Origin of the sequence: Vibrio sp. Isolate30 (assembly GCF_022397975.1) — a bacterium.
In the GTDB taxonomy this organism is placed as follows: Bacteria; Pseudomonadota; Gammaproteobacteria; order Enterobacterales; family Vibrionaceae; genus Vibrio; species Vibrio fortis.
This window is the reverse complement of record NZ_JAKEUS010000001.1, coordinates 104,564-129,309: the sequence shown is the minus strand read 5'-3', so window position 1 is coordinate 129,309 and position 24,746 is coordinate 104,564. Positions and strand designations below refer to the sequence as shown.

The following is a 24,746-nucleotide window of genomic DNA, read 5'->3' as shown; positions in this document are numbered from 1 at the left end:
TCAGCTCTCTGAGTAGTCAGTCGCTGAAACATGAAGTTCTCATTTTATTATTACTTTATTAATTTCATAGGATTACACGGACATGACCCATAAATTTGAACAGTACATAAACCTTGCAGATGAAAAACTCGGTGCGGAAGCGACTTTCGCAACGGACGACTTTTTCGCTGATAAAAGCCGCCTACTTAGCCACGCCGCGCCAGTATGGAAAGATGATCTATACGACGACAATGGTAAGTGGATGGACGGTTGGGAAAGCCGTCGTAAACGTGGCGAAGGTTATGACTACTGTGTGATTCGCCTTGGTTTGGCTGGCACTATCGCAGGCGTTGATATTGATACTTCATTCTTTACGGGTAACTTCCCGCCTTCTGCATCGATTGATGCATGCTATTCACCACAAGGCGAGCCAACAGATTCTACCGAGTGGCAAGAGATCCTGCCTTCTATTGGTCTGCAAGGCGACCATCATCACCTTGAAGCGATTGAAAGTGACCAAGTGTTTACCCACCTGCGTCTAAACATCTACCCAGACGGTGGTGTTGCACGTCTGCGCGTTTACGGTCGCCCGAGCGTTGATTGGGATGCGATTGATGCGCAACAGCAAATCGATCTTGCTGCGGTTGAACATGGCGGGCGCGCACTGGCATGTAGCGATGAGCACTACGGTAACAAAGCGAACATTCTTGGCCCAGGCCGCGGTGAAAACATGGGTGATGGTTGGGAAACCGCACGTCGTCGTACACCGGGCAATGATTGGGTGATTGTTGCATTAGGCCACCCGGGTAACATCGAGCGTATTGTTGTCGATACTGCACACTTTAAAGGCAATTTCCCTGATAGCTGTTCAATTCAAGCAGCGTACGTGAAAGGCGGTACCGACGACCAAGTTGAAACACAAAGCCTATTCTGGCGAGAGCTTCTGCCTGCACAAAAGCTTTCGGCACACAATATTCATGAATTCATTTCCGAAGTGAACGACCTTGGCGCTGTAACACACGTACGTGCCAACATCTTCCCTGATGGTGGTATTAGCCGTTTACGTCTATTTGGTACTAAAGCGAAATAGGTAAGGAAAAGAGTATGAGTAATGGAATACGTCGTTTAGTGATTGAGCCATTAACTAAGCAAGCTTTTGCTGAGTTTGGTGATGTTATCGAATCAGATAACAGTGATTTTTTCATGATCAATAATGGGTCAACCCGCCGCTACCATAAGCTTGCGGCAACGGATGTGCAAGACCAAGGTGGAGAAGCCATCATTAGCATCTTCCAAGCCACACCGCTAACTTACCCATTGACTATCGAGATGCTAGAGCGTCATCCACTTGGCTCTCAGGCATTCGTTCCATTACTTGGTCAACCCTATTTAATTGTTGTCGCGCCAAAGGGCGAAAATCCGACATTAGCCAGCTGCCGAGCGTTTCTTAGTAACGGTCGTCAAGGCGTGAACTACCACAAAGGAGTGTGGCATCATCCCGTTCTCGCGCTTACTGATCAAGACCAGTTCTTGATTGTAGACAGAGGCGGCGAAGGCCATAACTGTGATGAAGTTTACTTTGACAGCGACCTTGTGGCACTGCACTTGGAAGACCTGCCGACGGACAACAATAAGGAAGAGCAGCGCGTTGAAAATGCGCTGTGATACAGGAGTTTATTATGGATCCGCATATTACAGAATGGTTGAATTTGGCGATTCGCTGGATTCACATGATCGTTGGTGTCGCATGGATCGGCGCATCATTCTACTTTGTTTGGCTTGAAAACAACCTAAACCGAGTAAACCCAAAAACTGGTCTATCTGGTGATTTATGGGCAATTCATGGTGGTGGTATCTATCACCTAGAGAAGTACAAACTTGCGCCACCAGAGATGCCAGAGCACCTGCACTGGTTTAAGTGGGAAGCTTACTTCACATGGATCACAGGTGTGTGTCTACTTGGCGTTGTTTACTACCTCAACGCCGAGATTTACCTGATTGCACCGGGCTCTGGCCTTGATTCGACAACCGCAATTGCTATTGGTATTGGTTCTTTTGTTGCTGGCTGGTTCATCTACGACCTACTGTGTGACTCTCCATTAGGTAAAACGCCAGTGCTGCTTGGTATCGTGTTGTTCGTACTGCTAGTGGCTGCAACCTACGGTTTGACTCAAGTGTTCAGTGGACGTGGTGCTTACATCCATGTTGGTGCGATTATCGGTACCATCATGGTAGGTAACGTATTCCGAGTGATCATGCCGGCGCAGCGCAATCTAGTGAAAGCGATTGAAGAGAAGCGCGAGCCTGATCCAGCTCTTCCAGCAAAAGGCTTGCTGCGTTCTCGTCACAATAACTATATGACGCTACCAGTATTGTTCATCATGATCAGTAACCACTTCCCGAGCACGTATGGTTCGGAGTACAACTGGTTGATTCTAGCGGGTTTGGCGGTATTCAGTATCTTGGTTCGCCACTACTTTAATACCCGACATGGTAGTCAAAAATTTGCTTGGACAGTGCCAGTGGCAGCTCTCGGTATGATCACGCTTGCGTTCGTTACCTCACCATACGCGAAAAAGCAGATGACCCCGACCCCAGTCGCCAAAGCGCCAGTGGTTGAGCAGGTACAAAGCAATGTTCAAGCAGCGCCAGTCGTAGAGGAAGTCGCGGCAGGAGCGGTGGAATCTGATAACGGCGATCAGGCACAACAAACTGCAGCTACCAGTGCTCCAGCAACGTCGGACGCAGGCATTCGCTTTGAGACCATCAACCAGGTTATTCAAGAGCGCTGTTCGGTGTGTCACTCAGCTTCACCAACTCATGCTGCCTTTGCTGCGGCACCAGCTGGAGTGATCTTAGATACACCTGAAGAGATCAAAGCCAACGTACCGCGAATCATCGCTCAAACTGTTACTACGAAAGTCATGCCACTTGGAAACCTCACCCAAATGACAGACGACGAACGTGCACTGATTGGTGATTGGGCCGCACAAGGAGCGAAACTTCAATAATTTGTCCAGAATCCTTTACCTAAGAGCGTGAGTCTTAGGTGAGGCTTGGGGAGAGTTTGGTTACACGGGCACGCGCCAAACTCGTCCCACCCTGTTTCCCCGGTTCCTATACCGGGGCTTTTTGTTTTCTCTTCTTAGTCAGACATTTCTCTCTTTTTTGACGTGCTGCTTACACTCTTAAAGCAATTCATATTTACTATCGAAACTCTCTTATTCATTTAGGCAATAGTCTAATTATGAAGCATTTCTTTGAAAGTGAGTTGATGCTCTCTAGCTCGCTCAACTTTGTTTTATTGTCTGTTGGGTTGACTCTTCTACTGCATATTCCGATTTGGTGTGGGTTTAATCTGAGCCGAAGAAAGTGGAAGCGCATGGACTATTTATGGCCGTTTCTGGCAGGGATAGGCATGCTTGGCGCGGTTTCTGAGATTCGCGCTAAGGTTGCCGGTGATTGGGTGGAAACAGAACAGACAAGAGCCGTGGTGATTCTGGAGTCTATTGAGCAGTTTTCTCTTGAACGATTACGTGGTGATGTTTGTTCGGGTAAGCCCTCAGCCAGTGATCAAGCTGATTATCATCAAGCATGCATGTGGTACCTCACAACCGCCAAAACCTTTAGAGATGTTGATTTTTCTCTGCTGCCGAGCGCCAAAACATTAATGGTTCCAGCCCCTGATATTGCTTTGTTAGAGAGCGATTCTGTGTGGGTGAGTGGGATGCTAAATCAATACGAGAAGCAGAAAAATCAATACATCAAAACACGGGAAGCGCAGCTTAAACAGCCGATAGAAAGCCTTTTCTGGTATGTGAGTCCTTACTTAGTCTGCTTTGCGATTGCGCTTCGTCTCACTAAGGTCACTGCCGAGCTCAAACTGGAAAAAGCGTCGTCATAGCGAGTTGTGATCGTTTTCTTGCTCTAGGTCAAAACAATATTGCGTGATGTAACCTAGCCCACGTTGCGGTGTTACCCAAATGACAGTGCAAACGTCAGCAATATAGGCAGGGTCACTACGCTTAAGAAGTTCCCAAACAGCACCATAGACGCCACTTTAGTTGGCTCTACGTTAAAGCGTTCAGCAAACAAGTAATTCATCACTGCGGGTGGCAGCATGGTGAACAGAACCATCATTTGTAGATGCAGTGTTGGCAGTGGAATGAAAAAGTAGATGATGGCGAATGCGATAGCACCAGTGAACAGAGATTGAGCCGTACACAGTAAGCCTACTTTGAGTCCACTGAGTCTTAGGTTGACCATTTGTGAGCCAAGGGATAACAGCATGATAGGTACAGCAGCTTGGCCGAGTAGCGATGTCGCCTCGTAGATAGGGTTCCAAACTGCAACGCCAGACAAGTTGAGAGTCATTGCTACGGCTGCTGCAAGGAAAATCGGCATCTTGAAGATCTGTTTTATCGGGTTTCCTTCACTCAACAGCGCCAAGCCCAAGCTAATGTGGATGCAGGCAGAAACCACGAACAGCAGTACCGCTGGAGCGAGTGCGGTGTCACCAAAGGTGTAGGTGAATAGGGGAATCGCAAGGTTGCCACTATTGCGGAACATGTGCGGAGGGGCCCAAGCTTTGAAGTTGAGTTTAAAGATTTTACAGATAGGAATCATTAATAGAGCAGGCACTAATACCGCAACCAATGAGGCGGTAATCAGCGGCACTTGCTCTGTATCGAGTGGCATGGTCGTGAGCGACGCAAACACCAAAGCTGGGATGCACACATCCATATTAATGCGGTTGATAGGCTTGAAGTCGGGTTTGAGCCAACGACCCACGGCAAAGCCAGCAGCGGCGAGCGCAAAGACGGGAAACAGAATGCCAACAACCTGCTCGAACATAGAATTCCTTTTCTAAGTGACGGGTAAAGTGAGAGTGCGCTCAACATGGTCAGGGAAGAGTGAGCAGCTTATATAAGTATCTTAAGTTACCAACATAAATCGCTTACGTCGTGGGCATTTAGCACACACTAGAGATTTAATTATTGTTATTTGATAAGGATGCAAAAAAGACCAGAAGCTGGGGGCGACTGGTCTTAGAAGGCTAGGCGAATCTGGACGGATTATTTGCAACGATTGTCGTTGTTACCTAGCAGGTGTTACTCGTTTTTAAGCCTAACTGACGAGTTTTTTGTATTCCTTGAAATTGGCGTCGTACGCCTTTTCTCCGTAGATATAAGTCTCGCTCACGGTTCTGTCATCCCCCAAGCTCATTAACACAAACAGCTTCTCTTCAAGATTTGTTGTTTGCTCCATTCTAAAACGCATTAACTGAGTTGCGTGCAAGTCGAGTACAACAAAGTCCGCTTCCTTGCCGATTTCCAGATTGCCAATTTTATCTTCAAGGTGCAGAGAGCGAGCGCCGCCTAAAGTCGCTAAGAATAACGATTTAGCTGGGTGCAGTTTCTTGTGTTGAAGCTGCATGATCTTATACGCTTCACTCATGGTCTGGAGGATAGAGAAGCTCGTACCTGCGCCTACATCGGTACCCATACCAACACGGATTCCATGCTCTTCCATTTCCGGTAATCTAAACAGACCTGAGCCTAAGAATAGGTTTGACGTTGGACAAAAAGCGATGGCGGATTCGGTATCAGCTAGTCGTTTACACTCGCAATCAGACAAGTGAATGCCGTGTGCAAAAACCGAGCGTTTGTGCAGCAAGCCATAGTGGTCATACACATCTAAATAGCTGTCGCGTTCCGGGAAGAGTGCTTTCACCCACTCAATCTCTTTCTCGTTTTCAGACAAGTGTGTGTGCATGTATACATCTGGATACTCTTCCAAAAGCTTACCCACGGTTGCAAGTTGTTCTGGGGTACTGGTTGGTGCAAAGCGAGGTGTCACTGCATACAGCAAGCGACCTCGGTTGTGCCATTTATCGATCAGCTCTTTTGAATCGATGTAGCCAGACTCTGGTGTATCGGTGAGGTAGTCTGGCGCATTGCGATCCATCAAAACCTTGCCCGCAATCATACGCAGGTTACGTTTCTCTGCCTCTTCGAAGAACACGTTGACCGACTCTTTGTGCACTGTGCCGAACACGAGTGCAGTGGTAGTACCGTTGCTCGCCAGTTCGTCGAGAAACAGTTTGGCCACTTTGTGTGCGTAGACGGGGTTTTTAAAGCGTTTCTCTTCTGGAAAGGTGTAGTTCTCTAACCAGTCGAGAAGCTGTTCGCCGTAAGACGCGATCATCCCAGTTTGAGGATAGTGGATGTGCGTATCAATAAAGCCCGAGGTGATCAGCTTATCTTTGTACTCTTTGACATTGAGAGTTTTCGGTTGTCGAGCAAGCACTTCATCGGCATTGCCTAAATCAACCACATGGCCATTCTCAACTACTAAAATTCCGTCTTCGAAATACTCATATGATTCTTCTAAACCGACATCCTTTGGATCGGCCACGCTATGAAGAATACTGGCGCGATAAGCTTTGCGTTGCGTTGTCATGTCTACTTCCTTTTAATGCCCTCCAGTCACGTTATGGCGACGGGAGTCTGCGATTTGTGTTAGGCGATCTTCTCTTCCAGAGGCTGTTCGTCTACATCGCTTGTTTGGTTGGGATCGTTATGACCCTCAGTTTGATAATGTTGGGTAGGGCGTTTCTGTTCAAGCGCTTGCCCCTGATAGTGTGCGATTAGTTCACCAGCAACCGATACCGCGATTTCTGCCGGATGTTTTCCATTCACGGCACTGATACCAATCGGGCAAATCATGGTGTTGATCTGATCTTGGTTATAGCCACGCTGCTCTAAGCGGAAGTCGAATTTCTTACGCTTTGTCAGCGAGCCAATCATGCCGAAATAGCGACTGTCTTCACGATCAATGATGGCCTTGGCCAGATCGAAGTCCAGCTGGTGGTTGTGCGTCATCACTAGGTAATAACTGTTGGGTGGCATCTGTTTTACTTCACCGACAGGATCATCAGTGACGAGCTTCTTAACGCCCTGGGGTAAGGTATCTGGGAACACTTCTTCACGTTCATCAATCCAAGTCACGCGGAAAGGCAGGGTGGCAACAATGTGTAATAGAGCTTTGGCCACATGACCAGCTCCAAATAACACCAGATGGTTCTGCTGAGTGCCAATCGGTTCGAAACTCAGAGTCGCCATGCCGCCGCAGCATTGGCCGAGGCGAGCACCAAGATTGAAACGCTCGACTTTAAGAGATTTCTCGCTGGCGATCAGCATCTCGCGTGCCATTTTGGTGGCAACATGTTCAAGGTGGCCGCCGCCAATGGTCGCAATGATACGATCGCGGGTGACCAGCATTTTTGTTCCAGCATCACGAGGCACAGAGCCTCTGTCTTCAAGAACCGTCACCATGACGCAAGGTTCGTAGTTCTCTTCCAGTTTTGCCAGTTCGTGAATCCAATTATCCTTAAACATACTTCCTCCAAAAGCTCCAACTTGATGCTTCTTACGCCAGCCTAAAGAGCTTCTTGCTCAATACTGCGGACTGGCGAGTGTCCTTGTTACCTGTTTGTCACACCTTGATGATGTTAATCACTACGCAGTCTCTTGTTCACTGTCGACCGACGCCTTTGCGGGCTCTGAAACGGCTTGAACGGCCATCAGAATGCGCTCTGGTGTCGCAGGTGTATTCAGTTTCGGAATGGCGCCATCGACCGCCACCGAGTTAATGGCGTCTTTGAGAGCACTCCACACCGACATCCCTAGCATAAACGGAGGTTCACCTACCGCTTTTGAATTGAATACAGTGTCTTCAGGGTTACTGCGGTTTTCCAATAGATGCGTTCTGAAATCGATCGGCATATCGGCAATTGCTGGGATCTTGTAACTTGCAGGGCCGTTGGTCATTAGGCGACCTTGCTCATTCCATACCAACTCTTCGGTAGTCAGCCAGCCTGCGCCTTGCACAAAGCCACCTTCCACTTGGCCGATATCGATAGCAGGGTTCAATGAAGCTCCGACATCGTGCAGGATATCGACGCGCAGAATTTTGTTCTCACCTGTCAGCGTATCGATGATCACTTCAGAACATGACGCGCCGTAGGCGTAGTAGTAAAAAGGGCGGCCGCGTGCTTTCTCATGATCGTAATAGATCTTTGGAGTGCGGTAGAAGCCAGTGCTGGAGAGCGAGATTTGGTTAAACCAAGCCAGTTCGACAAACGCGTTGAAGGTCATGATCTCGTCGCGGATCTGTACCATACCGTTCTTGAACACTACCTCTTCTTGCGAGACTTTGAAGTGCGAAGCTGCAAAGTCAATCAGTCGCTGCTTGATGGTTATTGCGGCGTTTTGCGCGGCCTTACCATTGAGGTCGGCGCCCGATGAGGCCGCGGTTGGTGATGTGTTCGGAACTTTGTCTGTGTTTGTAGCGGTGATCTGGATACGTTCGACATCGACTTGGAACTCCTCTGCAACGATTTGCGCCACTTTGATGTTCAAGCCTTGCCCCATTTCCGTACCACCGTGATTCAAATGAATACTGCCATCGGTGTAGATATGGATAAGCGCACCAGCTTGGTTCAAGAAAGTTGCGGTAAACGAGATGCCGAATTTCACCGGAGTGATTGCTAAGCCTTTTTTCAAGATAGGGCTCTGCTTGTTGAACTCATCGATTTCTTTACGGCGAGCGTGGTAGTCACTGCTGCGTTCAAGCTGTTCGGTTATCTCAGGAAGAAAGTTGTCTTCAACGGTTTGGTAGTAATGGGTCACGTTGCGGCCTTCTTCGCCGTAATAGTTCGCCTTACGTACTTCCAATGGATCTTTTTTCAGGTAACGAGCGATCTCATCCATGATGTGTTCAATGGTCATCATGCCTTGAGGGCCGCCGAAACCACGGTAAGCGGTGTTGGATGCAGTGTTGGTTTTACAGCGGTGTCCAACGACGGTTGCATCGCCAAGGTAGTAGGCGTTGTCTGAGTGGAACATCGCACGGTCAACAATCGAGCTCGAAAGGTCAGGAGAGTAGCCACAGTTACCTGCTACGGTAATATCGGCACCTTGAATCACGCCGTTATCGTCAAAACCAACCGTGTATTGGTTGTAGAATGGATGACGCTTACCCGTTTGCTGCATATCTTCATTGCGCAATAGACGCATTTTGGTTGGTCGACCCGTTAGGCTCGCAATTACTGCAGCAATACAAGCAGGAGATGCGGCTTGGGTTTCTTTACCACCAAAGCCACCACCCATGCGGCGCATATCAATCACTACTTTGTGCATTGGCACGCCAAGCACTTCTGCGACCAGCTTTTGAACTTCAGTTGGGTTTTGAGTCGAGGTGTAAACAATCATCCCGCCGTCTTCGGTTGGCATGACGCTGCTGACTTGAGTTTCAAGGTAGAAGTGTTCTTGTCCGCCGATCTCAAGATCGCCAGATATCACATGTTTCGCTTTGGCTAGCGCCGCTTTTGAGTCGCCGCGTTGTTGTGTGTGGCTCTCTGTCACGAAGTGCTCTTTTGCCAACGCTTCTTTGACATCCAGAATCGCTGGCAGCTCATCGTATTCAATAATGGCGGCGTGCGCGGCCTTGCGAGCGGTTTCTAAATCGTTGGCGGCTACAGCAATCACAGGTTGACCGTAATATTCCACTTTGCCGTCAGCCAGTAACGGATCACCCGGAAGAATCGCGCCGATATCCAGTTCACCCGGTACGTCTTTGGCTTGAATGGCAATGGCAACGCCGTCAAATTCGTAACATGGCGACACGTCGATCTTGGTAATCTTTGCGTGCGCTTGTGTGCTCAGACGTGCGTAAACGTGGAGTTGATTTGGGAACTCTAAACGGTCATCGATGTATACTGCTTCGCCCGTTACTTGCTTTGGTGCACTGTCGTGTTTAACGCTTTTACCCACGCCAGTTTTTAGATCTTGTTTTGCGATGGTCACCATCTCTTCGTGGGTCATCGCCTGTTTGTTTTTGTTAGACATAAGACGTTACCCTTGTTTCGATTTGATTGTGCTTGTTCTGCTGTTCAATGAAGTAACGGCGCAACATATTGGCGGCCGACAGTGAACGGTACTCTTGGCTCGCTCGAAAATCAGAGAGTGGCTCGAAGTCTTGATACAGCTCTTGCATCGCTTCTTTAATTGTAGCGTCTGTCCAAGGGCTGCCTAATAACGTATTTTCACAACGAGCGGCGCGCTTAGGCGTTGCAGCCATACCGCCAAAGGCGATGCGAGCGTGTGTTACCTTGCCTTCTTCGACCTGAATGTCGAAGGCACCACACACGGCTGAGATGTCATCATCTAGACGTTTTGAGAGCTTGTAAGCACGGAAACTATCGCTGCTCGGCTTAGGTATGATGATCTGCTCGATAAACTCACTCTCTTTTTGAGCCGTGACTTTATAGCTGATGAAGTAGTCTTCGATTGGCATAGTGCGTGATTCATCGCCACAGCGCAGTTTGATCTTGGCATCTAACGCAATCAGTAGAGGAGGCGTATCACCGATAGGGGAGGCATTAGCTACGTTGCCGCCAATAGTGCCTTGGTTACGTACTTGCAGTGACGCAAAACGGTGAAGTAGCTCGCCAAAATCTGGGTAGTGTTTTTTCAGAAGTGAGTAGGCATCGCTGATTGGAAGGTTGGCACCGATGATAAGGTCAGTGTCGGTTTCTTCACACAGTTTCATGTCTTCGACAAGATTGACGCTGATAAGGGTTTCAATCTCACGGTGAAATTGCGTGACTTCTAGCGCTAAATCGGTACCGCCTGCAACCAGCTTAGCTTTCGGGTGAGCGATATACAGTTTCGCCAGCTCATCAATGCTTTTAGGAGAGAATGCAGTGAGATGACCTAAACGAAGGTTTGCTTCAGTGCCTTGAATGTTCTCAAGTTTTTCAATGGTTTTGCGTTCAAGTTCTGCAAATTGGTCGATAAGAGGTTGGTCTGTAGACAAAGACATTGCAGCATCGACAATTGGTCGGTAGCCCGTACAGCGACATAGGTTACCTGCTAGCGACTCCATTACATCTTCTTTGCTAGCGTTAGGCTTGTTTTTTCCGAGCGCGAACATCGACATGATGAAACCAGGCGTACAGTAGCCACACTGTGAACCATGAAAATCCACAACCGCTTGTTGTACAGGGTGTAAAGAGCGATCTCGGTTCTGCAGATCTTCTACGGTAATCAGCTGCTTCCCATGCAGAGCAGAAACAAATGTTAAGCATGAGTTGACCGAGCGATACTGCAATTGCCCGTCTACCACTTCACCTAACACCACAGTACACGCACCGCAATCACCAGAGCCGCAACCCTCTTTAGTCCCTGTCTTGTTGACGTGAGTACGTAGGTAATTAAGTACGGTCATATTCGGCGACAGATTGTCTTCGTGTCTTATTTCCTGATTGAGCAAAAAAGTAATCAAGAGACCTCCTTGTATATCGACATATTCCATGTGTAATTTTTTTGACTTCTTGGTCAATAATTATCCATCCTGACCCTGTGGTCAACTATTTATTTACAAAAATGCAACAAAAGGGTTTTTCTTGAAATTGTATACAATGAGAATTTGGTTTTAATTCGTTGTTTTTAATAAAGTAGTTATTGGTAGCTAATGTTTATGTTGGTGAATGAAGCTATCTCCATGTATACAAATAATGTTTGGATAATAGGGTGGTTTTGGTGAGCATTGAGCGGGCGAGTCGTTGTGGAAAAATACCAGAAAGGAAGACAAAAACTTCAGAAAATGAGCACGATATAGGTGTGTTTTTTGAGCGTTGGATATAAAAAAAGCGAGTGTGAAACTCGCTTTTAGAGAGGACATCAGTTGTTCAGAAAGCGCCTGAACTAGGACTTACTCTTGAGTAGGTCTGAGAAAACCACATGCAGATCGCTAGAGGCGGTGCTGCTATCTAGGTTGAGCTTAGAGCGGATATGACTCAGGTGCTCACGCATTAAGTCAACTGCTTGCTCTTCATCACCTGATTCAATGGCATCAAGTAATCGCTCATGCTCATCTTGAGAGCAGTTTGAGTGATTGCCTGTTTCGTATTGAGCGATCAATAGCGAGGTTTGCGAGACTAAGCTACGTTGAAAAGCCAGTAGTGGCGCATTCTCTGCCATTTCAGCAAGTTTGATGTGGAATTCACCAGAGAGGCGCAGACCCGAACCGTAATCACCTTGTTCGAAGGCGCAATTCTCTTTTGCGACCAGTTTTCTACACTCGTCGATTTGAGCTTTGGTAGCGTTCTTAACCGCAAGTTCAGTGATGGCCAATTCCATAACCTCACGTGCTTTGAAAATCTGTTTTGCTTCATCCACCGTTGGGGCTGCAATCACTGCGCCTCGGTTTGGACGAATAACCACAACTTGTTCCAAAGATAAGCGCAGTAAGGCACGGCGGATGATGGTGCGGCTTACGCTAAAGATTTCTGCTAAGGCTTCTTCGCTTAATTTGGTGGCTGGTGGCAGCCTTTGTTCTAGTATTGCATCGAAGATATGGCAGTAAACAACGTCATCTTGGGTTTGACCCGTTACTTTGGTTTTTACACCTTTTGAGACAGAGTTTTTGAGAGCTGTCATAGAGATAAGAACCCTTGTTTAGTCGAGTAGGGAGTGTGAGCATATTGCACTGGTATTACTCTATATTGTATACACTTATCTATACAATGCTACCGCCAGAACTCAATAGGTTAGAGAGTTTGCGCATATCTGATAACAATTGAGACACAGTTTTCATCTTGTTTGAAAAACTGTGTCATAGAGTATGAAAGCTTGCCAATATGGATTGGTAGAAGCAAATAATCTTGCTGCGTTAAACTCGGTTATCGCCGCCACTGTAGGCAACAATTTGACTTATTTCACTCAAGCTTCGTCCTGATTGTTGCTGCCATTCGTTAAACGCATTCGTAGCAGCTTGTTGAGCTCGCTTGGTGTTGCGTCCGCTGTCGATAACACCGGTGGTCCGAAGGTGCGCTTCAACGTCTGTCGATAGAATGAAGGTATCTTTACCCATTTGGCGTAGAGTGTAGGCACCTGTGTTTCCACCGAGTCGTTTACCGTGTTTCTTAAGGTGATCCCATAACTCGGTAATGCGCTCTGATGGCCAATCTGCAACCATTTGAGCGAAGCTGCCGTATTCACGCTGTGCGTTACGGATCATCATCGCGTTGGCGGGAATGGTCATGACTTTGGTTAGGTGGCGAATAATGCGTGGGTCTTGCGCTTTTTGCTCCCACATTTCATTAGGTAACATCAGCATCTTTTCTACATCAAACTCAAAGAATACTTCTTCAAACTGAGGCCATTTCTTTCTCACCACGTTCCAAGAAATGCCGCACTGAAATACCTTTTCAGTGATGGCAGCCAGCCAGCGGTCATCTCCGATCTGCATCAGTTCATCGCGGCTTAGTGGCTTTCGAACGATTTTCTCAAGTTCAGCTTCGCCACCTTTACGATGAGCCGCTCTTTGGTAAATGGTTTCAAACTTTTCTTGGGTCATGACGGGTTCCAAATTACGTCGAGTTTTTAATGATATGGGGACGAATCGACAGATGAAAAGGGTTATACCTCACTCGCCAATTGATCGAGGAAGGCTCGCATATAGTCTGTGCGACGCTGAGCCTCTTGTTTAGCGGATTCGGTGTTCATAGTCTTGGCGAGCTTGAACAGCTTTACGTAGAAGTGGTCAACGCTGAAGTTTTTATCATCCAAGTCTCGGTCTTTGGCGAACGGATCTTCGTGGTTATAGAGTTCAGCATCAAAGCTTTGACCGACAAAAAGGCAGCGAGCAATCCCAATCGCGCCAAGAGAATCTAGACGATCGGCGTCTTGAACGATCTGTGCTTCAACGGTTTCTGGGGTGATATTCGCACTATAACTATGAGTAACAATCGCATGGTGAATCGCATCTAAATGATGAGTTGGGTAGTCGATTGCTTTGAGAAATGCGATCGCTTTATCGGCGGCGACTTTTGAACTTGTCGCTCGATCTGGATGATTTTTCGGGAAGGTGAAACAGTCATGCAGATAGGCTGCAGGTAACACGACTTCAAGCTCTGCTTGCTCTTGAGCACACAAGGATTTTGCTGTTTTGACGACACGTTTGATGTGGCTGATATCATGAGCAGCATCTTGGGTCATCTCTTGTTTTGCAAAGGTAAGCATTTGATCTTCAAACTTTTCGATCACGTTCAGTTCTTTTTCTAATTCGTATTGTGTTGCTATGCTAATCATTTTGGGTTCTGTTTTACAGGCAATCTTGTGAGCTTTGTATTGAAGCTCTAGTTTCGGGTTGGTTCAGCCTATCAAACTCTTCTTCTGGAATGCCAAATACAACAAAGCCGACTCGAACGTCGGCTCTAAAAATGTGGTGTGCCAATATGCTGGAGGTGTTTAGGCTGCTTCTTTTTGCAGTTGAACTAACACGTCATGTAGAGATGGGCTAATGGTGTGACCCAGTGCTTTTACCTCTTCGCACGGCTCAACCAAATCCGGGATCTGGAAGCTGATCATATTCGCCGCCATAGAAGCGCGGATGCCGTTGTTAGAATCTTCAAAGGCAAGACATGATTCCGGTGCAACGCCAAGACGTTCTGCCGCTAATAGGTAGATCTCTGGGTGGGGCTTACCATTCGTTACCTCACAGCCAGTGCTTAGTGAAGTGAAGTAGGAATCTAACCCTGCCAACTCAAGTTTCTTTTTAGCAATATCCAGTTGAGTCGAAGTCGCCACTGCTGCTGGAATGTTGTTCGACTTCAACCACTCTAAGAGTTCAATCACGCCCTCTTTTACCGGAATCGCCTGGTTTTTCACAATTGCACTGTAGCGAGTTCGCCACTCATTATTAAGAGCTGGGTAGTCGAGATCTTCACCATAACCGTTTCTGAAAATCTGCTCGATGGTTTTCGCGTTACAGCCGGTGATGCCGAGGTAGACATCTTTTAGAAATGGGACGCCTTGTGCATGGCACGCCTCTTCGAATATCTGCATACACAGACGTTCGGTGTCGAGAAGTAGACCATCCATATCAAAAATTGCTGCTTGGAAATTCATAGTTGTGGTTCTTGTACATCGTCTTTAGTGAAGGCCGCTATTTTGACATACCCCAATGGCTTAGGCGAGTTAAAGCTCTGTGAAAAAGCGTTCCAAACTATGACCACCTGACTTCAATTTTCCCTTTTTAGGATAGAAAATCTATATGCATATCATTGCTTTAATAACGGTTGGATCTGATGGGTGGATTTTATAGATTCCCACGTTCTAAAAGAAACAATGAACATCAGTGTGCATAACAAATCAGAGTGCTGATGAAGACAAATGATCACAATTTAGATACTTATAGGCCTGTTATCGTGACCATAATCTTATAAAAAACAATCCGTTAGAATGGTCAATCAGAGTGTGACCTAGTAATAAGTAAATCATTGAACATACAGAGAAAATAACCCTATTCCATGTTTAGGTAGGGTTGCTTATGTTGTATTTTGAGTTTCTATTTTTGCTAATCGTCCTTTATATCGGCTCTCGATATGGCGGTATTGGTTTAGGTGTTGTTTCTGGTATTGGTTTAGTGATTGAGGTCTTCATCTTCAAGATGCCGCCAACGTCACCGCCAGTTACGGTAATGCTGATTATTCTTGCAGTAGTGACCTGTGCTTCCATTTTAGAAGCCGCCGGTGGCTTGAAATACATGCTGCAAGTGGCGGAGAGGGTATTAAGAAAGAACCCGAAACGCGTGACCTTGATAGCACCGTTTGTGACTTATTCGATGACCTTCCTATTGGGTACAGGCCATGCGGTTTACTCAATTATGCCTATTATCGGCGATGTGGCGCTTAAAAATGGCATCCGTCCTGAACGTCCAATGGCTGCTGCCTCGGTAGCTTCACAATTGGCGATTACTGCGTCTCCAATCTCAGCGGCAGTGGTTTACTACTTAGCACAGCTTTCTGATATTCAACACTCTATTACTTTATTGTCTATCTTGCTTGTAACCGTGCCTGCAACGCTATTTGGTACGCTGTTACTTTCTCTGTATAGCTTGAAGCGCGGTAAAGAGCTCAATGACGATCCGGATTATCAAGCGCGACTAAAAGATCCTGAGTGGAAAAAGCGCATTGAAAGCACCACGGCGACCTCTTTAGATGAAGTGCTACCAACTTCGGCTCGCAACGCAGTATTGATTTTCCTACTTTCGATTGTGGTGATCGTTATTGTGGCAATGGTGCCAGAGATCAGAACCATTGTAGAAGGTGAAAAGCCAATCAAAATGTCGGTGATCATCCAAATGATGATGCTCTGCTTCGGCGGTATTATTTTGCTGGCGACTAAAACGGACCCACGTGATGTACCAAACGGTGTGGTATTCAAATCAGGTATGGTGGCGGCAATTGCTATCTTTGGTATCGCTTGGATGTCGGATACTTACTTCCAATACGCAATGCCTCAGTTCAAATCAGGCATCGTTGAGATGGTAACTAACTACCCGTGGACATTCGCTCTGGCGTTATTCATCGTATCGGTGGTGGTGAACTCTCAAGCTGCAACGGCACGTATGATGCTACCTGTTGGTTTGGGGCTAGGACTAGACCCAGCACTGCTTATCGGTTTGATGCCAGCGGTGTACGGTTACTTCTTCATTCCTAACTACCCATCAGACATCGCAACGGTGAACTTCGATGTGTCAGGTACCACCAAGATTGGTAAGTGGTACTTCAACCACTCATTCATGTCAGTCGGTCTAATCGGTGTCGTCGGTGCGTGTTGCCTAGGCTACGTGTTAGCTAAGGTATTCATCGGCTGATATAAATATCAATGAGTTAAAAAGAAAAACAGCGCTATTAAGGCGCTGTTTTTGTATTCGTTTGCGGTTGAATTTATAAAACGTTGTTGTTAGATTGGATGGATGCAAACGAATCCTACATCTTCATCATTCATTATCTGGTGGCGCTCTAATTAGAGCGGCGCGGGATTCTTACATTCTTAAGCTGCTGGTAGGTAGCTAAGAATGTCATCTCTTTTTGTATCTCCAGTAGCCGTTTATTTTTACTAGGAGATACCATTATGAACACCAATCTAATCACTGATACAAAAGAAATTATCCTCACTGGTGACAGAGCCACAGGCCCGCTGCACTTAGGCCATTATGTGGGTTCACTAAAGCAGCGCGTCGCTTTGCAATCACAGCATGAACAGACGATTTTGGTTGCGGACATGCAAGGCTTAACGGATAACGCGCATAACCCAAGTAAAGTCTCTTCCAACATCTTAAACGTGGTGGCTGACTACTTAGCTGTCGGCATAGATCCTTCGCAAACCACTATCTGCTTACAGTCACAAGTTCCTGCGCTTGCAGAGCTGACCATGTACTACAGCAATCTTGTCTCTATCAGTCGACTAGAGCGTAATCCGACGGTGAAAAGTGAGATTCAAAACAAAGGCTTTGAACGCTCTATTCCAGCAGGCTTCTTAACTTATCCCATCTCGCAAGCAGCCGACATTACAGGCTTCAACGCTACTTTAGTGCCCGTTGGAGACGATCAATTACCGATGTTAGAGCAAACCAATGAGATAGTGAGAAAGGTGAATGGACTAGCAGGACGTAAAGTGTTGAATGAGTGCCGACCTCTGCTCAGTAATGCTCCGCGTTTACCCAGCACTGATGGCAAAAACAAGATGTCGAAATCGATGGGTAATGCCATCAATTTAGGCGCGAGTGAGAAAGAGATTTCAGCGGCAGTGAAATCGATGTACACAGACCCTAATCACCTGCGAGTGGAAGACCCGGGTACCGTAGAGGGGAATGTGGTGTTCACTTATCTCGATGCGTTCCACCCAGATAAAAACGATGTTGAACAGCTTAAAGATCACTATCGACGTGGCGGGTTGGGTGATGGCACCACTAAGAAAGCCTTGGAAGAGTGCTTACAAGAGATGCTTCGACCGATCAGAGCGCGCAGAGCTGAATACCTAGATGACAAGGCTCAGCTGTTGGAAATATTATCTATCGGAAGCAAGCGTTCGAGAGAAAAAACAGCTAAGGTTCTGTTTGATGTGAAGGGTGTGTTTGGGCTCAATATCTTCTGAAAGCCCGCTGAGCATCTTGATATTACAATAAAAACTTGCCGTGTCGGCAGGGTACGATCAAAACCAATGAGGCTCACACCGAGCCTCATTTAATTCGATCTGTTTAAGCTTTATACAGGCTCTCCAGCCTCGTCCTCTTCGACAATGTCTGTCTCAACGCTTGCTTCTTCTAACCATCTCACAATGGCTGGGCTATTGAGTACACGCTCTTGGTAACGAGTCGCGGTTTCTGATAGTTCGATTCCATAAGTTCTGAACCTTAGTGCAAGAGGCGCATACATCGCATCGGCAATTGACCACTCGCCGAATAGCCAGCCGTCAGGGTATTTCTCTCCTTGTTCAGACCACAGAGCATCCACTCGCTCAATATCTTTCCTAGCGCCCTCGCTTAATGTCACTTTTCTGCGTGCTCGGCAGTTCATCGGGAGCTCTTCTCGCAGAGCGAAAAAACCTGAGTGCATTTCAGCAGAGATTGCGCGGGCATGTGCGCGCTCAGCTGCGGATTGTGGCCATGCTGAGCCATTAAGATACGCCTCATTGATGTATTCGAGAATTGCAAACGAGTCCCATACTGTGACTTTGTCATCAACCAGCGTAGGTACCTTTGCTGTCGGTGTGACCTCGGAAAGCGTTTCGTAGAATTCTGGCGTAAATAGTGTCAGTTTGGTGATCTCGGCATCGAGATTGTGCTGCGCCAAAATCAACCATGCACGAAGTGACCAGCTAGAGTAATTTTGATTAGCGATGAAGAGTTTCATAGAGGCTTCCTTGCGTTAAGTTTGTCGTCTAATGGAATAGGTTTTAGCTTAAGAGATTGTATTGCGCGCCACTAACGGATAATTTTGATGTAATACATTAATAAAAACGATGGGTACCAAATCGATATGGATATTGATGCGTTAAGAGGCTTTCTCGCCTTTGTCGAAACCAGCAGTTTCACCCGAGCGGCCAAGCAGATAAATCGCACCCAATCGGCGTTTAGTGCTCAGATGCGTAAGCTAGAGGAAGAACTCAACGTCACTCTGTTTCAAAAAGAGGGGCGTAACTTGGTGCTGACCGAAGCTGGGCTGGCACTGCGTTCTCATGCCGAACAACTGGTGGCGTTGCACAATACGGCGCTGAAACAGGTCAAGTGTTACGAGAACAAGCAACCGCTGCGACTGGGTTGTCCTGAAGATTACAACGACACACTGTTACCTAAGTTTATTGAAGTGTTGATGGAGGCAGAACCCACCTGTTCGATACAGGTATTCAGTCAACCGAGTATTACATTACGTGAATGGCTCGATGATGGCCGACTCGACGCGGCGATTGTCACGCGCGCACCTGATAGTGAAGAGGGCTACTGGCTCGCCAATGATGTTGGAGTGTGGATTGCGAGCCAAGACTTTGATGTCGATGCTCATGAATCGCTACCGCTGGCACTGTTTCAAACAGATTGTAAGTACCATGCAGCCGCAGTTAATGGGCTGACCAAGCAAGGCACTGCCTATCGATTGCTCGCTTGCAGCAATACCGCGTCGGCTCAGAGTGCCATTGTCAAAGCCGGATTGGCTGTGGGAGCAATGGGTAAGCTCAGTGTTTCACCTGAGCTCGTAATTCTGGAGAATATGCCTCCGTTACCTGCGGTGGAAATCGCACTTATCTTGGGCTCGCAACATCACCCGCTGTTAGATAAAGATCTTTTAAATCGACTGGGTGATCTTAATCTGTCTCATTGACGCCCAATTAAACCCCTACAAAACGCCCATTCGCTTGAGCTTGCGATAGATAGTGTTGCGGCTAATGCCAAGAACCCGAGACGTTTTACTGATGTTACCTTGGTTCGCCTGATAGGTTTGAACTAAGGTCTCTTCAACAGTACTTTGCAGATCACTGCTAGACGATGCTTGAGTGCAAGTGACTTGGCTTTGATTCGTCAGTTGCTCTGCCAATTGAGACGGAATGTGTTCGAGTTTTAGTTGACGCTCACCGCTAGACATTAAAGCCGATACCTTGAGCAGATTATCGAGCTCCCGAATGTTACCCGGCCACGAGTATGAGCAGAACAGTGTCATTAAGTGCGAGCAGATGGTTTGCTCTGAGTCCGAGTACTTTTGGTAGATAGCTTCAATTAACTCACGCTTATCTTGCCTTTGCTCGAGACTTGGTAGAGTGAATATCAAACCATTGAGTCGGTAATAGAGATCTTGTCTAAATTGCCCAGTCTCGACGAGTTTAGCTAGATCTTTATGGGTGGCAGCGATTATCTGGCAATCAACTTGGTGGCTTTGGTTAGAGCCAACAGGCACCACCGACTTATCTTGTAGCACATGAAGTAATCGGCACTGAGCTTCTAACGGCATGTCTGCTATCTCATCTAAGAATAAGATCCCCTTGTCTGCTTGACGGATCTTACCCTGAAAACCTTGCTTGTTCGCGCCAGTAAATGCCCCGGGCGCATAACCAAACAGTTCAGACTCAATCAGATCTTTTGGCAGCGCACCACAATTCACTGCCACCAAAGGGTTGTTGCTGCGCTGACTCTGTTTATGCAGCGCTTTGACAAACTCGCCCTTACCGACACCTGTTTCACCTAATATCAGAAGGCTGATGCCTTTATCAATAACTTTACTGGCTTGTTGCCATGCTTGCTCTATCTGTTGATCACCGTGGTGTAATTCACACGAAGCAGTGATTGCACGGCTGCGTTTTACTGATGGTGCCTCTAGGCTCTTTTTCTCAAATACAAATGATGATTCAGAGCGATTGAAGAGCTGATCAATGCTTTCACCGAGTATCGAACCTTGCTCAAGCAGCTGAGAAGCGACTTGGTTATGAGCCAATACTTCTCCCGCCTCATTGGCAATGACAATACCTTGCCAACCACTATGCAGTAGCGACTTTTCACACGCGAGGTCGATACGAGTGGATCCTTGGGGGATGTGATTGAGCAGTTGGTTCTCTATCAATTGCACCATATTCTGTATTAAGAATTGCACCGAGCTGTCGTGCTGTTGCTGCTCACTGGTGATATCTAAGATACCAACCATCTGCCCTTGGTGATCAAAAATGGGATTCGCGGAGCAACTGATAAAGCGGTGCTGATGAATGAAATGTTGCTCGCCAATTATGGTAACGGGCTTGGCCTCAACCAGTGCTGTGCCGATCGCATTGGTGCCTTTGAGTTGCTCTTTCCAGCAAGCGCCCGAGCTCAATGCAATACTCGTTAATTTCTCTTCAAAGCGCTTCTGTCCCCAACTCGCCAGAATCACACCATCCGTGTCCGTCAATATGAGTCGACTGTCACTGCGTGCAAAGGTCTGATTAAACAGGGGTAGCGCCATGCGTTGCACGGTTTCGATGAGTTGCGATGAGTGAAAGCGACGCTCCTTAAGCATCGCATTTGGTAGTCGAATGTCATCGGGTAGCTTCCTCGGCTTTAATCCCGCCTCACTACTACGGTGCCAAGATGAACTAAGCCACTCTGAAGTATCTGTGTGTTGAATCTGCATAACTGTTCCATGTTGTAACAGTAACGGTGTACCAATTTGGAACAGTTGAACACTGGAGCAATCTCCGTACTACGATTCAATTCCAACTCACCACTGGTTGTAAACGTTTGGTAATCATAGTTTTACAATTCATTAACAACAAGATTTTCAATGTTGGCGTGTGACTTGCGTTGTTAGGTATGTGAACAAAACACGAAATGACAGTGTTTTAAACAGAAACCATGAACATGACATGGCGAATATTCAAATACTTAGACAATCACAGAAGGACCTTACTATGATTTACGCACAGCCTGGCAGTGACAACGCAGTAGTCAATTTCAAAGCTCAATACGACAACTTTATTGGGGGAGAGTGGGTGAAGCCGACTTCTGGCGAATACTTTGATAATAGCTCTCCGGTCAATGGACAAGTGTACTGCCAAGTAGCGCGCTCGACAGAAGCCGATATCTCATTAGCATTAGACGCAGCGCATGCAGCGCGAGCGAGTTGGGCCGCAACCAGTGTTGCTGAACGCTCGAACATCCTACTTAAAATTGCTGACCGTATTGAAGCAAACCTAGAAGAGATCGCTGTTGCTGAAACGTGGGAAAACGGTAAGCCAGTTCGTGAAACTCTGGCGGCAGACATCCCGTTAGTTGTCGATCACTTCCGTTACTTTGCGGGTTGTATTCGAGCGCAAGAAGGCAGTGCAGCCGAGCTTGATTCAAACACCGCTAGCTACCACTTTCCAGAGCCAATTGGCGTAGTCGGTCAGATTATTCCGTGGAACTTCCCAATTTTAATGGCGGCTTGGAAACTGGCTCCAGCCCTCGCGGCTGGTTGTTGTGTAGTGATGAAACCTGCCGAGCAAACGCCGACTTCGATCCTAGTTTTGATGGAGAAGATTGCTGATCTTCTACCTGCGGGCGTAGTCAACATCGTTAATGGCTTCGGTAGTGAAGCGGGGCAAGCTCTTGCGACTAGCGATCGTATTGCTAAGCTGGCGTTTACTGGCTCAACTGAGGTTGGTCATCATATTCTAAAATGTGCCGCTGAAAGCCTAATTCCGTCCACGGTAGAGCTGGGCGGTAAGTCTCCGAACATCTACTTCCCAGATATCTTTGATCATGAGGATGAATACTTAGATAAGTGTGTTGAAGGTATGCTTCTGGCGTTCTTTAACCAAGGTGAGGTGTGTACTTGTCCTTCCCGCGTGCTGATCCACGAATCGGTCTACGACAAGTTTATCGCAAAAGTAGTGGAGCGTGCTCAAACCATCAAACAAGGTAACCCATTAGACACAGACACTCAGGTTGGTGCTCAAGCTTCTCAAGAGCAGTTTGATAAGATTCTGAGTTACCTAGAGATCGGTCGCCAAGAGGGCGCGAAAGTCCTCACTGGTGGTGAGATTGCGCAGCAGCCAGATGATCTGGGTAGCGGTTACTACATTCAGCCAACCATGCTTGAAGGCAACAATAAGATGCGTGTCTTCCAAGAAGAGATCTTTGGCCCTGTCATTGCGGTAACCACCTTTAAAGACGAAGCAGAAGCTCTGGCGATCGCCAATGACACAGAGTATGGCTTGGGTGCGGGTGTATGGACGCGTGATGCTAACCTAGCGTATCGCATGGGGCGTAATATTGAAGCAGGCCGTATTTGGGTTAACTGTTACCATGCTTACCCAGCGCATGCGGCGTTTGGTGGGTATAAGAAATCAGGCATCGGTCGTGAGACGCACAAGATGATGCTCGACCATTATCAAAATACCAAGAACCTGCTGATTAGCTACGATACTAATCCGCTAGGCTTTTTCTAAAGCGCTTTTCACAAGCAATTTATAGCGAGCAGCGCAGTTAGCTGATTCTTGCTGTAAAGTAGAAACCAAAAACGCCCAAGTCATTTGATTTGGGCGTTCCTGTTTTTTACTCTTTGAGACGACTAAGCGTTAGTGCTTCGAAAAGAAGATCTCAGGTTTGTACGTAGGCCCTTGGTTGCCCTCTAGCTGAGTCAGTTCCAAACCTTGTTTGCCAACCAAAGACGCGACCATCTGGCGGTTGAACGGGTAGTTCTCAGCGTTGTTGATGAACTCTTGGATATCTACCCATTTGGCTTCTGCAATTTCGTCGGTGTCTTGAATCTCAATCTCTTGAGTTTGAGCAGTTAGGTGACAAACAAAATAGAGGTTTGATTTGCCAAACTGATATGGGTGGCGCGTTGCCATGCCAACCACTGAAACGAACGTGGCTTCGATGCCTGTCTCTTCAAAGGTTTCTCGAACCACCGACTCTTCAATACCCTCTCCAAGTTCAATGTGGCCTCCAGGTAATTTGTAGCCTGTCATACCATGCTCTTTGATCATCAACACTTGGTTATGCTCGTTGGTGATCAATGCACCTGCACCCAAGGTGTGGGTAGGGATGAAAGGGACAAACTCGACAGTTTCTGATTTGTGGATCAGCGTTATCTCGTCTTCTAAACAGTTGTGGAACACGAAGCCAAGCTCTGTCGCTACTGGGATAAGATGCGACAGTGAAATTGGCAAACTAATCCAAATAATGCCTTTGTTGTTTTGCTTTGAAAACTTGGTGATTTCGCTGAGCTCAGCATGGAATGAAGCAGCATCGTGTGAAGTAGTCAGCGGGTCGATGATGATGCCGTTAAATTTGTCGAGCGTAAATTCCACGGGTGAACCTCTATTCTTTTGATTTATTGAGAGACTTTTATAGAGCGAGCTTATAACAGATGTCGAGGTGATGACACCCGAAAAGCCGGTGACATGGAGACTGCTTGGGGAAGCGGTAGGCAAGAAACAAAAACTGCGCTTGGAAACCAGAGCGCAGTTTTAAAATCGGAGTTATTTGAGCTTGGATCTAACGAACGTAGTTCGCATCAACGCTGACATACCAGTGTTGAAACTTACCGTCAGATTTTTCAATCCACAGATCGTTGGTGTAGCTCTCTATCTTGCCGTTTACCGTTAACTTAAATGTGTTCTCGTCGAAGTCACCGAGCTTCACAAACTGATCGGTTGTAACTAGAAACGGGTCCATGTCGTCGATGTCACTGATGTCTGAAACCACATAGTAGTGATAAGTGAAAGGCTTGGTTGCATCGTTTGGGTTGCTGCGGTACGCCACAAGCTTGAACGGTTTGGTGAGCGGGACATCGAGCGTCTGCTTATCAATGGTTGCTGGAATCGGCATAAATAGCCAAGCGGTAAACAAACCAGTCAGCAGTACCATCAAAAAGAAAAGAGTCTTAATTGCTTTCATCGCAACCT

At 47.0% G+C, this 24,746-nt stretch carries 21 protein-coding genes; 8 read left to right on the top strand and 13 right to left on the bottom strand.

Translation table 11 applies throughout. The features are described 5' to 3' along the window. Positions 1-82: 82 nt before the first annotated feature. The 4 genes from alc to L1D60_RS00600 all read left to right on the top strand — a co-directional run bounded on the left by alc (position 83) and on the right by L1D60_RS00600 (position 3,883). Positions 83-1,069 (top strand): allantoicase, encoded by a 987-nt coding sequence (gene alc / locus L1D60_RS00615; protein WP_239839255.1) that lies wholly within the window; start codon positions 83-85, stop codon positions 1,067-1,069. A gap of 14 nt (positions 1,070-1,083) precedes the next feature. Next, a complete protein-coding gene (locus tag L1D60_RS00610; protein ID WP_239839254.1) occupies positions 1,084-1,644 on the top strand; it encodes an ureidoglycolate lyase in 561 nt (186 codons plus the stop codon). Between the two features lie 14 nt (positions 1,645-1,658). Further along, the gene (locus tag L1D60_RS00605) at positions 1,659-2,990 is read left to right on the top strand and encodes a urate hydroxylase PuuD (protein WP_239839253.1); all 1,332 of its coding nucleotides are present in this window, start codon (positions 1,659-1,661) and stop codon (positions 2,988-2,990) included. A 236-nt stretch (positions 2,991-3,226) separates the two neighbouring features. Then, positions 3,227-3,883 (top strand): hypothetical protein, encoded by a 657-nt coding sequence (locus tag L1D60_RS00600; RefSeq protein WP_239839252.1) that lies wholly within the window; start codon positions 3,227-3,229, stop codon positions 3,881-3,883. A 71-nt stretch (positions 3,884-3,954) separates the two neighbouring features. Here L1D60_RS00600 and L1D60_RS00595 read toward each other — a convergent pair whose 3' ends face one another. The 9 genes from L1D60_RS00595 to L1D60_RS00555 form a co-directional block, all read right to left on the bottom strand. Continuing rightward, entirely contained in the window at positions 3,955-4,833 is an 879-nt protein-coding gene (locus L1D60_RS00595; protein WP_239839251.1) for an AEC family transporter, read from the bottom strand. A 273-nt stretch (positions 4,834-5,106) separates the two neighbouring features. Then, positions 5,107-6,441, bottom strand: a complete 1,335-nt coding sequence (gene guaD, locus L1D60_RS00590; protein ID WP_239839250.1) for a guanine deaminase — start codon at positions 6,439-6,441, stop codon at positions 5,107-5,109. Between the two features lie 59 nt (positions 6,442-6,500). Continuing rightward, a complete protein-coding gene (xdhC, locus tag L1D60_RS00585; protein WP_239839249.1) occupies positions 6,501-7,379 on the bottom strand; it encodes a xanthine dehydrogenase accessory protein XdhC in 879 nt (292 codons plus the stop codon). A gap of 120 nt (positions 7,380-7,499) precedes the next feature. Beyond that, the gene (xdhB, locus tag L1D60_RS00580; RefSeq protein WP_239839248.1) at positions 7,500-9,890 is read right to left on the bottom strand and encodes a xanthine dehydrogenase molybdopterin binding subunit; all 2,391 of its coding nucleotides are present in this window, start codon (positions 9,888-9,890) and stop codon (positions 7,500-7,502) included. Continuing rightward, positions 9,883-11,328, bottom strand: a complete 1,446-nt coding sequence (gene xdhA / locus L1D60_RS00575) for a xanthine dehydrogenase small subunit (protein ID WP_275665573.1) — start codon at positions 11,326-11,328, stop codon at positions 9,883-9,885. The genes xdhB and xdhA overlap by 8 nt, the downstream gene beginning before the upstream one ends. Positions 11,329-11,750: 422 nt before the next feature. Continuing rightward, positions 11,751-12,485: a GntR family transcriptional regulator gene (locus L1D60_RS00570; protein ID WP_239839247.1), complete on the bottom strand. Its 735-nt coding sequence runs from the start codon at positions 12,483-12,485 to the stop codon at positions 11,751-11,753. 232 nt (positions 12,486-12,717) lie between these two features. Next, positions 12,718-13,404 carry a DNA-3-methyladenine glycosylase I gene (locus tag L1D60_RS00565; RefSeq protein WP_239839246.1) on the bottom strand — a complete coding sequence of 229 codons (687 nt, stop codon included), beginning with the start codon at positions 13,402-13,404 and terminating at the stop codon, positions 12,718-12,720. A 62-nt stretch (positions 13,405-13,466) separates the two neighbouring features. After that, positions 13,467-14,093: an HD domain-containing protein gene (locus tag L1D60_RS00560; protein ID WP_239840418.1), complete on the bottom strand. Its 627-nt coding sequence runs from the start codon at positions 14,091-14,093 to the stop codon at positions 13,467-13,469. A 204-nt stretch (positions 14,094-14,297) separates the two neighbouring features. Continuing rightward, complete coding sequence (locus tag L1D60_RS00555) at positions 14,298-14,957, bottom strand: HAD family phosphatase (RefSeq protein ID WP_239839245.1); 660 nt, start codon at positions 14,955-14,957, stop codon at positions 14,298-14,300. Between the two features lie 421 nt (positions 14,958-15,378). Here L1D60_RS00555 and L1D60_RS00550 point away from each other — a divergent pair, with 421 nt between their 5' ends. Together L1D60_RS00550 and trpS are read left to right on the top strand one after the other, a co-directional pair. Continuing rightward, entirely contained in the window at positions 15,379-16,707 is a 1,329-nt protein-coding gene (locus tag L1D60_RS00550; protein WP_239839244.1) for an anaerobic C4-dicarboxylate transporter, read from the top strand. A gap of 260 nt (positions 16,708-16,967) precedes the next feature. Then, entirely contained in the window at positions 16,968-17,990 is a 1,023-nt protein-coding gene (gene trpS, locus L1D60_RS00545) for a tryptophan--tRNA ligase (RefSeq protein WP_239839243.1), read from the top strand. A gap of 110 nt (positions 17,991-18,100) precedes the next feature. Here trpS and L1D60_RS00540 read toward each other — a convergent pair whose 3' ends face one another. After that, a complete protein-coding gene (locus L1D60_RS00540) occupies positions 18,101-18,748 on the bottom strand; it encodes a glutathione S-transferase family protein (protein ID WP_239839242.1) in 648 nt (215 codons plus the stop codon). A 126-nt stretch (positions 18,749-18,874) separates the two neighbouring features. On the opposite strand from L1D60_RS00540, the gene L1D60_RS00535 reads away from it, so the two are divergent. Beyond that, positions 18,875-19,711: a LysR family transcriptional regulator gene (locus L1D60_RS00535; RefSeq protein WP_239839241.1), complete on the top strand. Its 837-nt coding sequence runs from the start codon at positions 18,875-18,877 to the stop codon at positions 19,709-19,711. Positions 19,712-19,726: 15 nt separating this feature from the next. On the opposite strand, the gene L1D60_RS00530 is transcribed toward L1D60_RS00535, so the two are convergent. After that, positions 19,727-21,484, bottom strand: coding sequence for a sigma-54-dependent Fis family transcriptional regulator (locus tag L1D60_RS00530; RefSeq protein WP_239839240.1), 1,758 nt, complete (start codon positions 21,482-21,484; stop codon positions 19,727-19,729). A 277-nt stretch (positions 21,485-21,761) separates the two neighbouring features. Here L1D60_RS00530 and L1D60_RS00525 point away from each other — a divergent pair, with 277 nt between their 5' ends. After that, on the top strand, positions 21,762-23,282 hold the full coding sequence (locus L1D60_RS00525; RefSeq protein WP_239839239.1) for an aldehyde dehydrogenase family protein: 1,521 nt from the start codon (positions 21,762-21,764) through the stop codon (positions 23,280-23,282). A 129-nt stretch (positions 23,283-23,411) separates the two neighbouring features. Here L1D60_RS00525 and L1D60_RS00520 read toward each other — a convergent pair whose 3' ends face one another. Together L1D60_RS00520 and L1D60_RS00515 are read right to left on the bottom strand one after the other, a co-directional pair. Further along, entirely contained in the window at positions 23,412-24,149 is a 738-nt protein-coding gene (locus L1D60_RS00520) for an NUDIX domain-containing protein (protein WP_239839238.1), read from the bottom strand. 187 nt (positions 24,150-24,336) lie between these two features. Further along, on the bottom strand, positions 24,337-24,738 hold the full coding sequence (locus L1D60_RS00515; RefSeq protein ID WP_239839237.1) for a hypothetical protein: 402 nt from the start codon (positions 24,736-24,738) through the stop codon (positions 24,337-24,339). Positions 24,739-24,746: the final 8 nt, after the last annotated feature.

Coding starts and splice junctions, on each gene's coding strand:
- alc (WP_239839255.1), top strand. CDS start 83: ATGACCCATAAATTTGAACAGTACATAAACCTTGCAGATGAAAAACTC.
- L1D60_RS00610 (WP_239839254.1), top strand. CDS start 1,084: ATGAGTAATGGAATACGTCGTTTAGTGATTGAGCCATTAACTAAGCAA.
- L1D60_RS00605 (WP_239839253.1), top strand. CDS start 1,659: ATGGATCCGCATATTACAGAATGGTTGAATTTGGCGATTCGCTGGATT.
- L1D60_RS00600 (WP_239839252.1), top strand. CDS start 3,227: ATGAAGCATTTCTTTGAAAGTGAGTTGATGCTCTCTAGCTCGCTCAAC.
- L1D60_RS00595 (WP_239839251.1), bottom strand. CDS start 4,833: ATGTTCGAGCAGGTTGTTGGCATTCTGTTTCCCGTCTTTGCGCTCGCC.
- guaD (WP_239839250.1), bottom strand. CDS start 6,441: ATGACAACGCAACGCAAAGCTTATCGCGCCAGTATTCTTCATAGCGTG.
- xdhC (WP_239839249.1), bottom strand. CDS start 7,379: ATGTTTAAGGATAATTGGATTCACGAACTGGCAAAACTGGAAGAGAAC.
- xdhB (WP_239839248.1), bottom strand. CDS start 9,890: ATGTCTAACAAAAACAAACAGGCGATGACCCACGAAGAGATGGTGACC.
- L1D60_RS00570 (WP_239839247.1), bottom strand. CDS start 12,485: ATGACAGCTCTCAAAAACTCTGTCTCAAAAGGTGTAAAAACCAAAGTA.
- L1D60_RS00565 (WP_239839246.1), bottom strand. CDS start 13,404: ATGACCCAAGAAAAGTTTGAAACCATTTACCAAAGAGCGGCTCATCGT.
- L1D60_RS00555 (WP_239839245.1), bottom strand. CDS start 14,957: ATGAATTTCCAAGCAGCAATTTTTGATATGGATGGTCTACTTCTCGAC.
- L1D60_RS00550 (WP_239839244.1), top strand. CDS start 15,379: ATGTTGTATTTTGAGTTTCTATTTTTGCTAATCGTCCTTTATATCGGC.
- trpS (WP_239839243.1), top strand. CDS start 16,968: ATGAACACCAATCTAATCACTGATACAAAAGAAATTATCCTCACTGGT.
- L1D60_RS00540 (WP_239839242.1), bottom strand. CDS start 18,748: ATGAAACTCTTCATCGCTAATCAAAATTACTCTAGCTGGTCACTTCGT.
- L1D60_RS00535 (WP_239839241.1), top strand. CDS start 18,875: ATGGATATTGATGCGTTAAGAGGCTTTCTCGCCTTTGTCGAAACCAGC.
- L1D60_RS00530 (WP_239839240.1), bottom strand. CDS start 21,484: ATGCAGATTCAACACACAGATACTTCAGAGTGGCTTAGTTCATCTTGG.
- L1D60_RS00525 (WP_239839239.1), top strand. CDS start 21,762: ATGATTTACGCACAGCCTGGCAGTGACAACGCAGTAGTCAATTTCAAA.
- L1D60_RS00515 (WP_239839237.1), bottom strand. CDS start 24,738: ATGAAAGCAATTAAGACTCTTTTCTTTTTGATGGTACTGCTGACTGGT.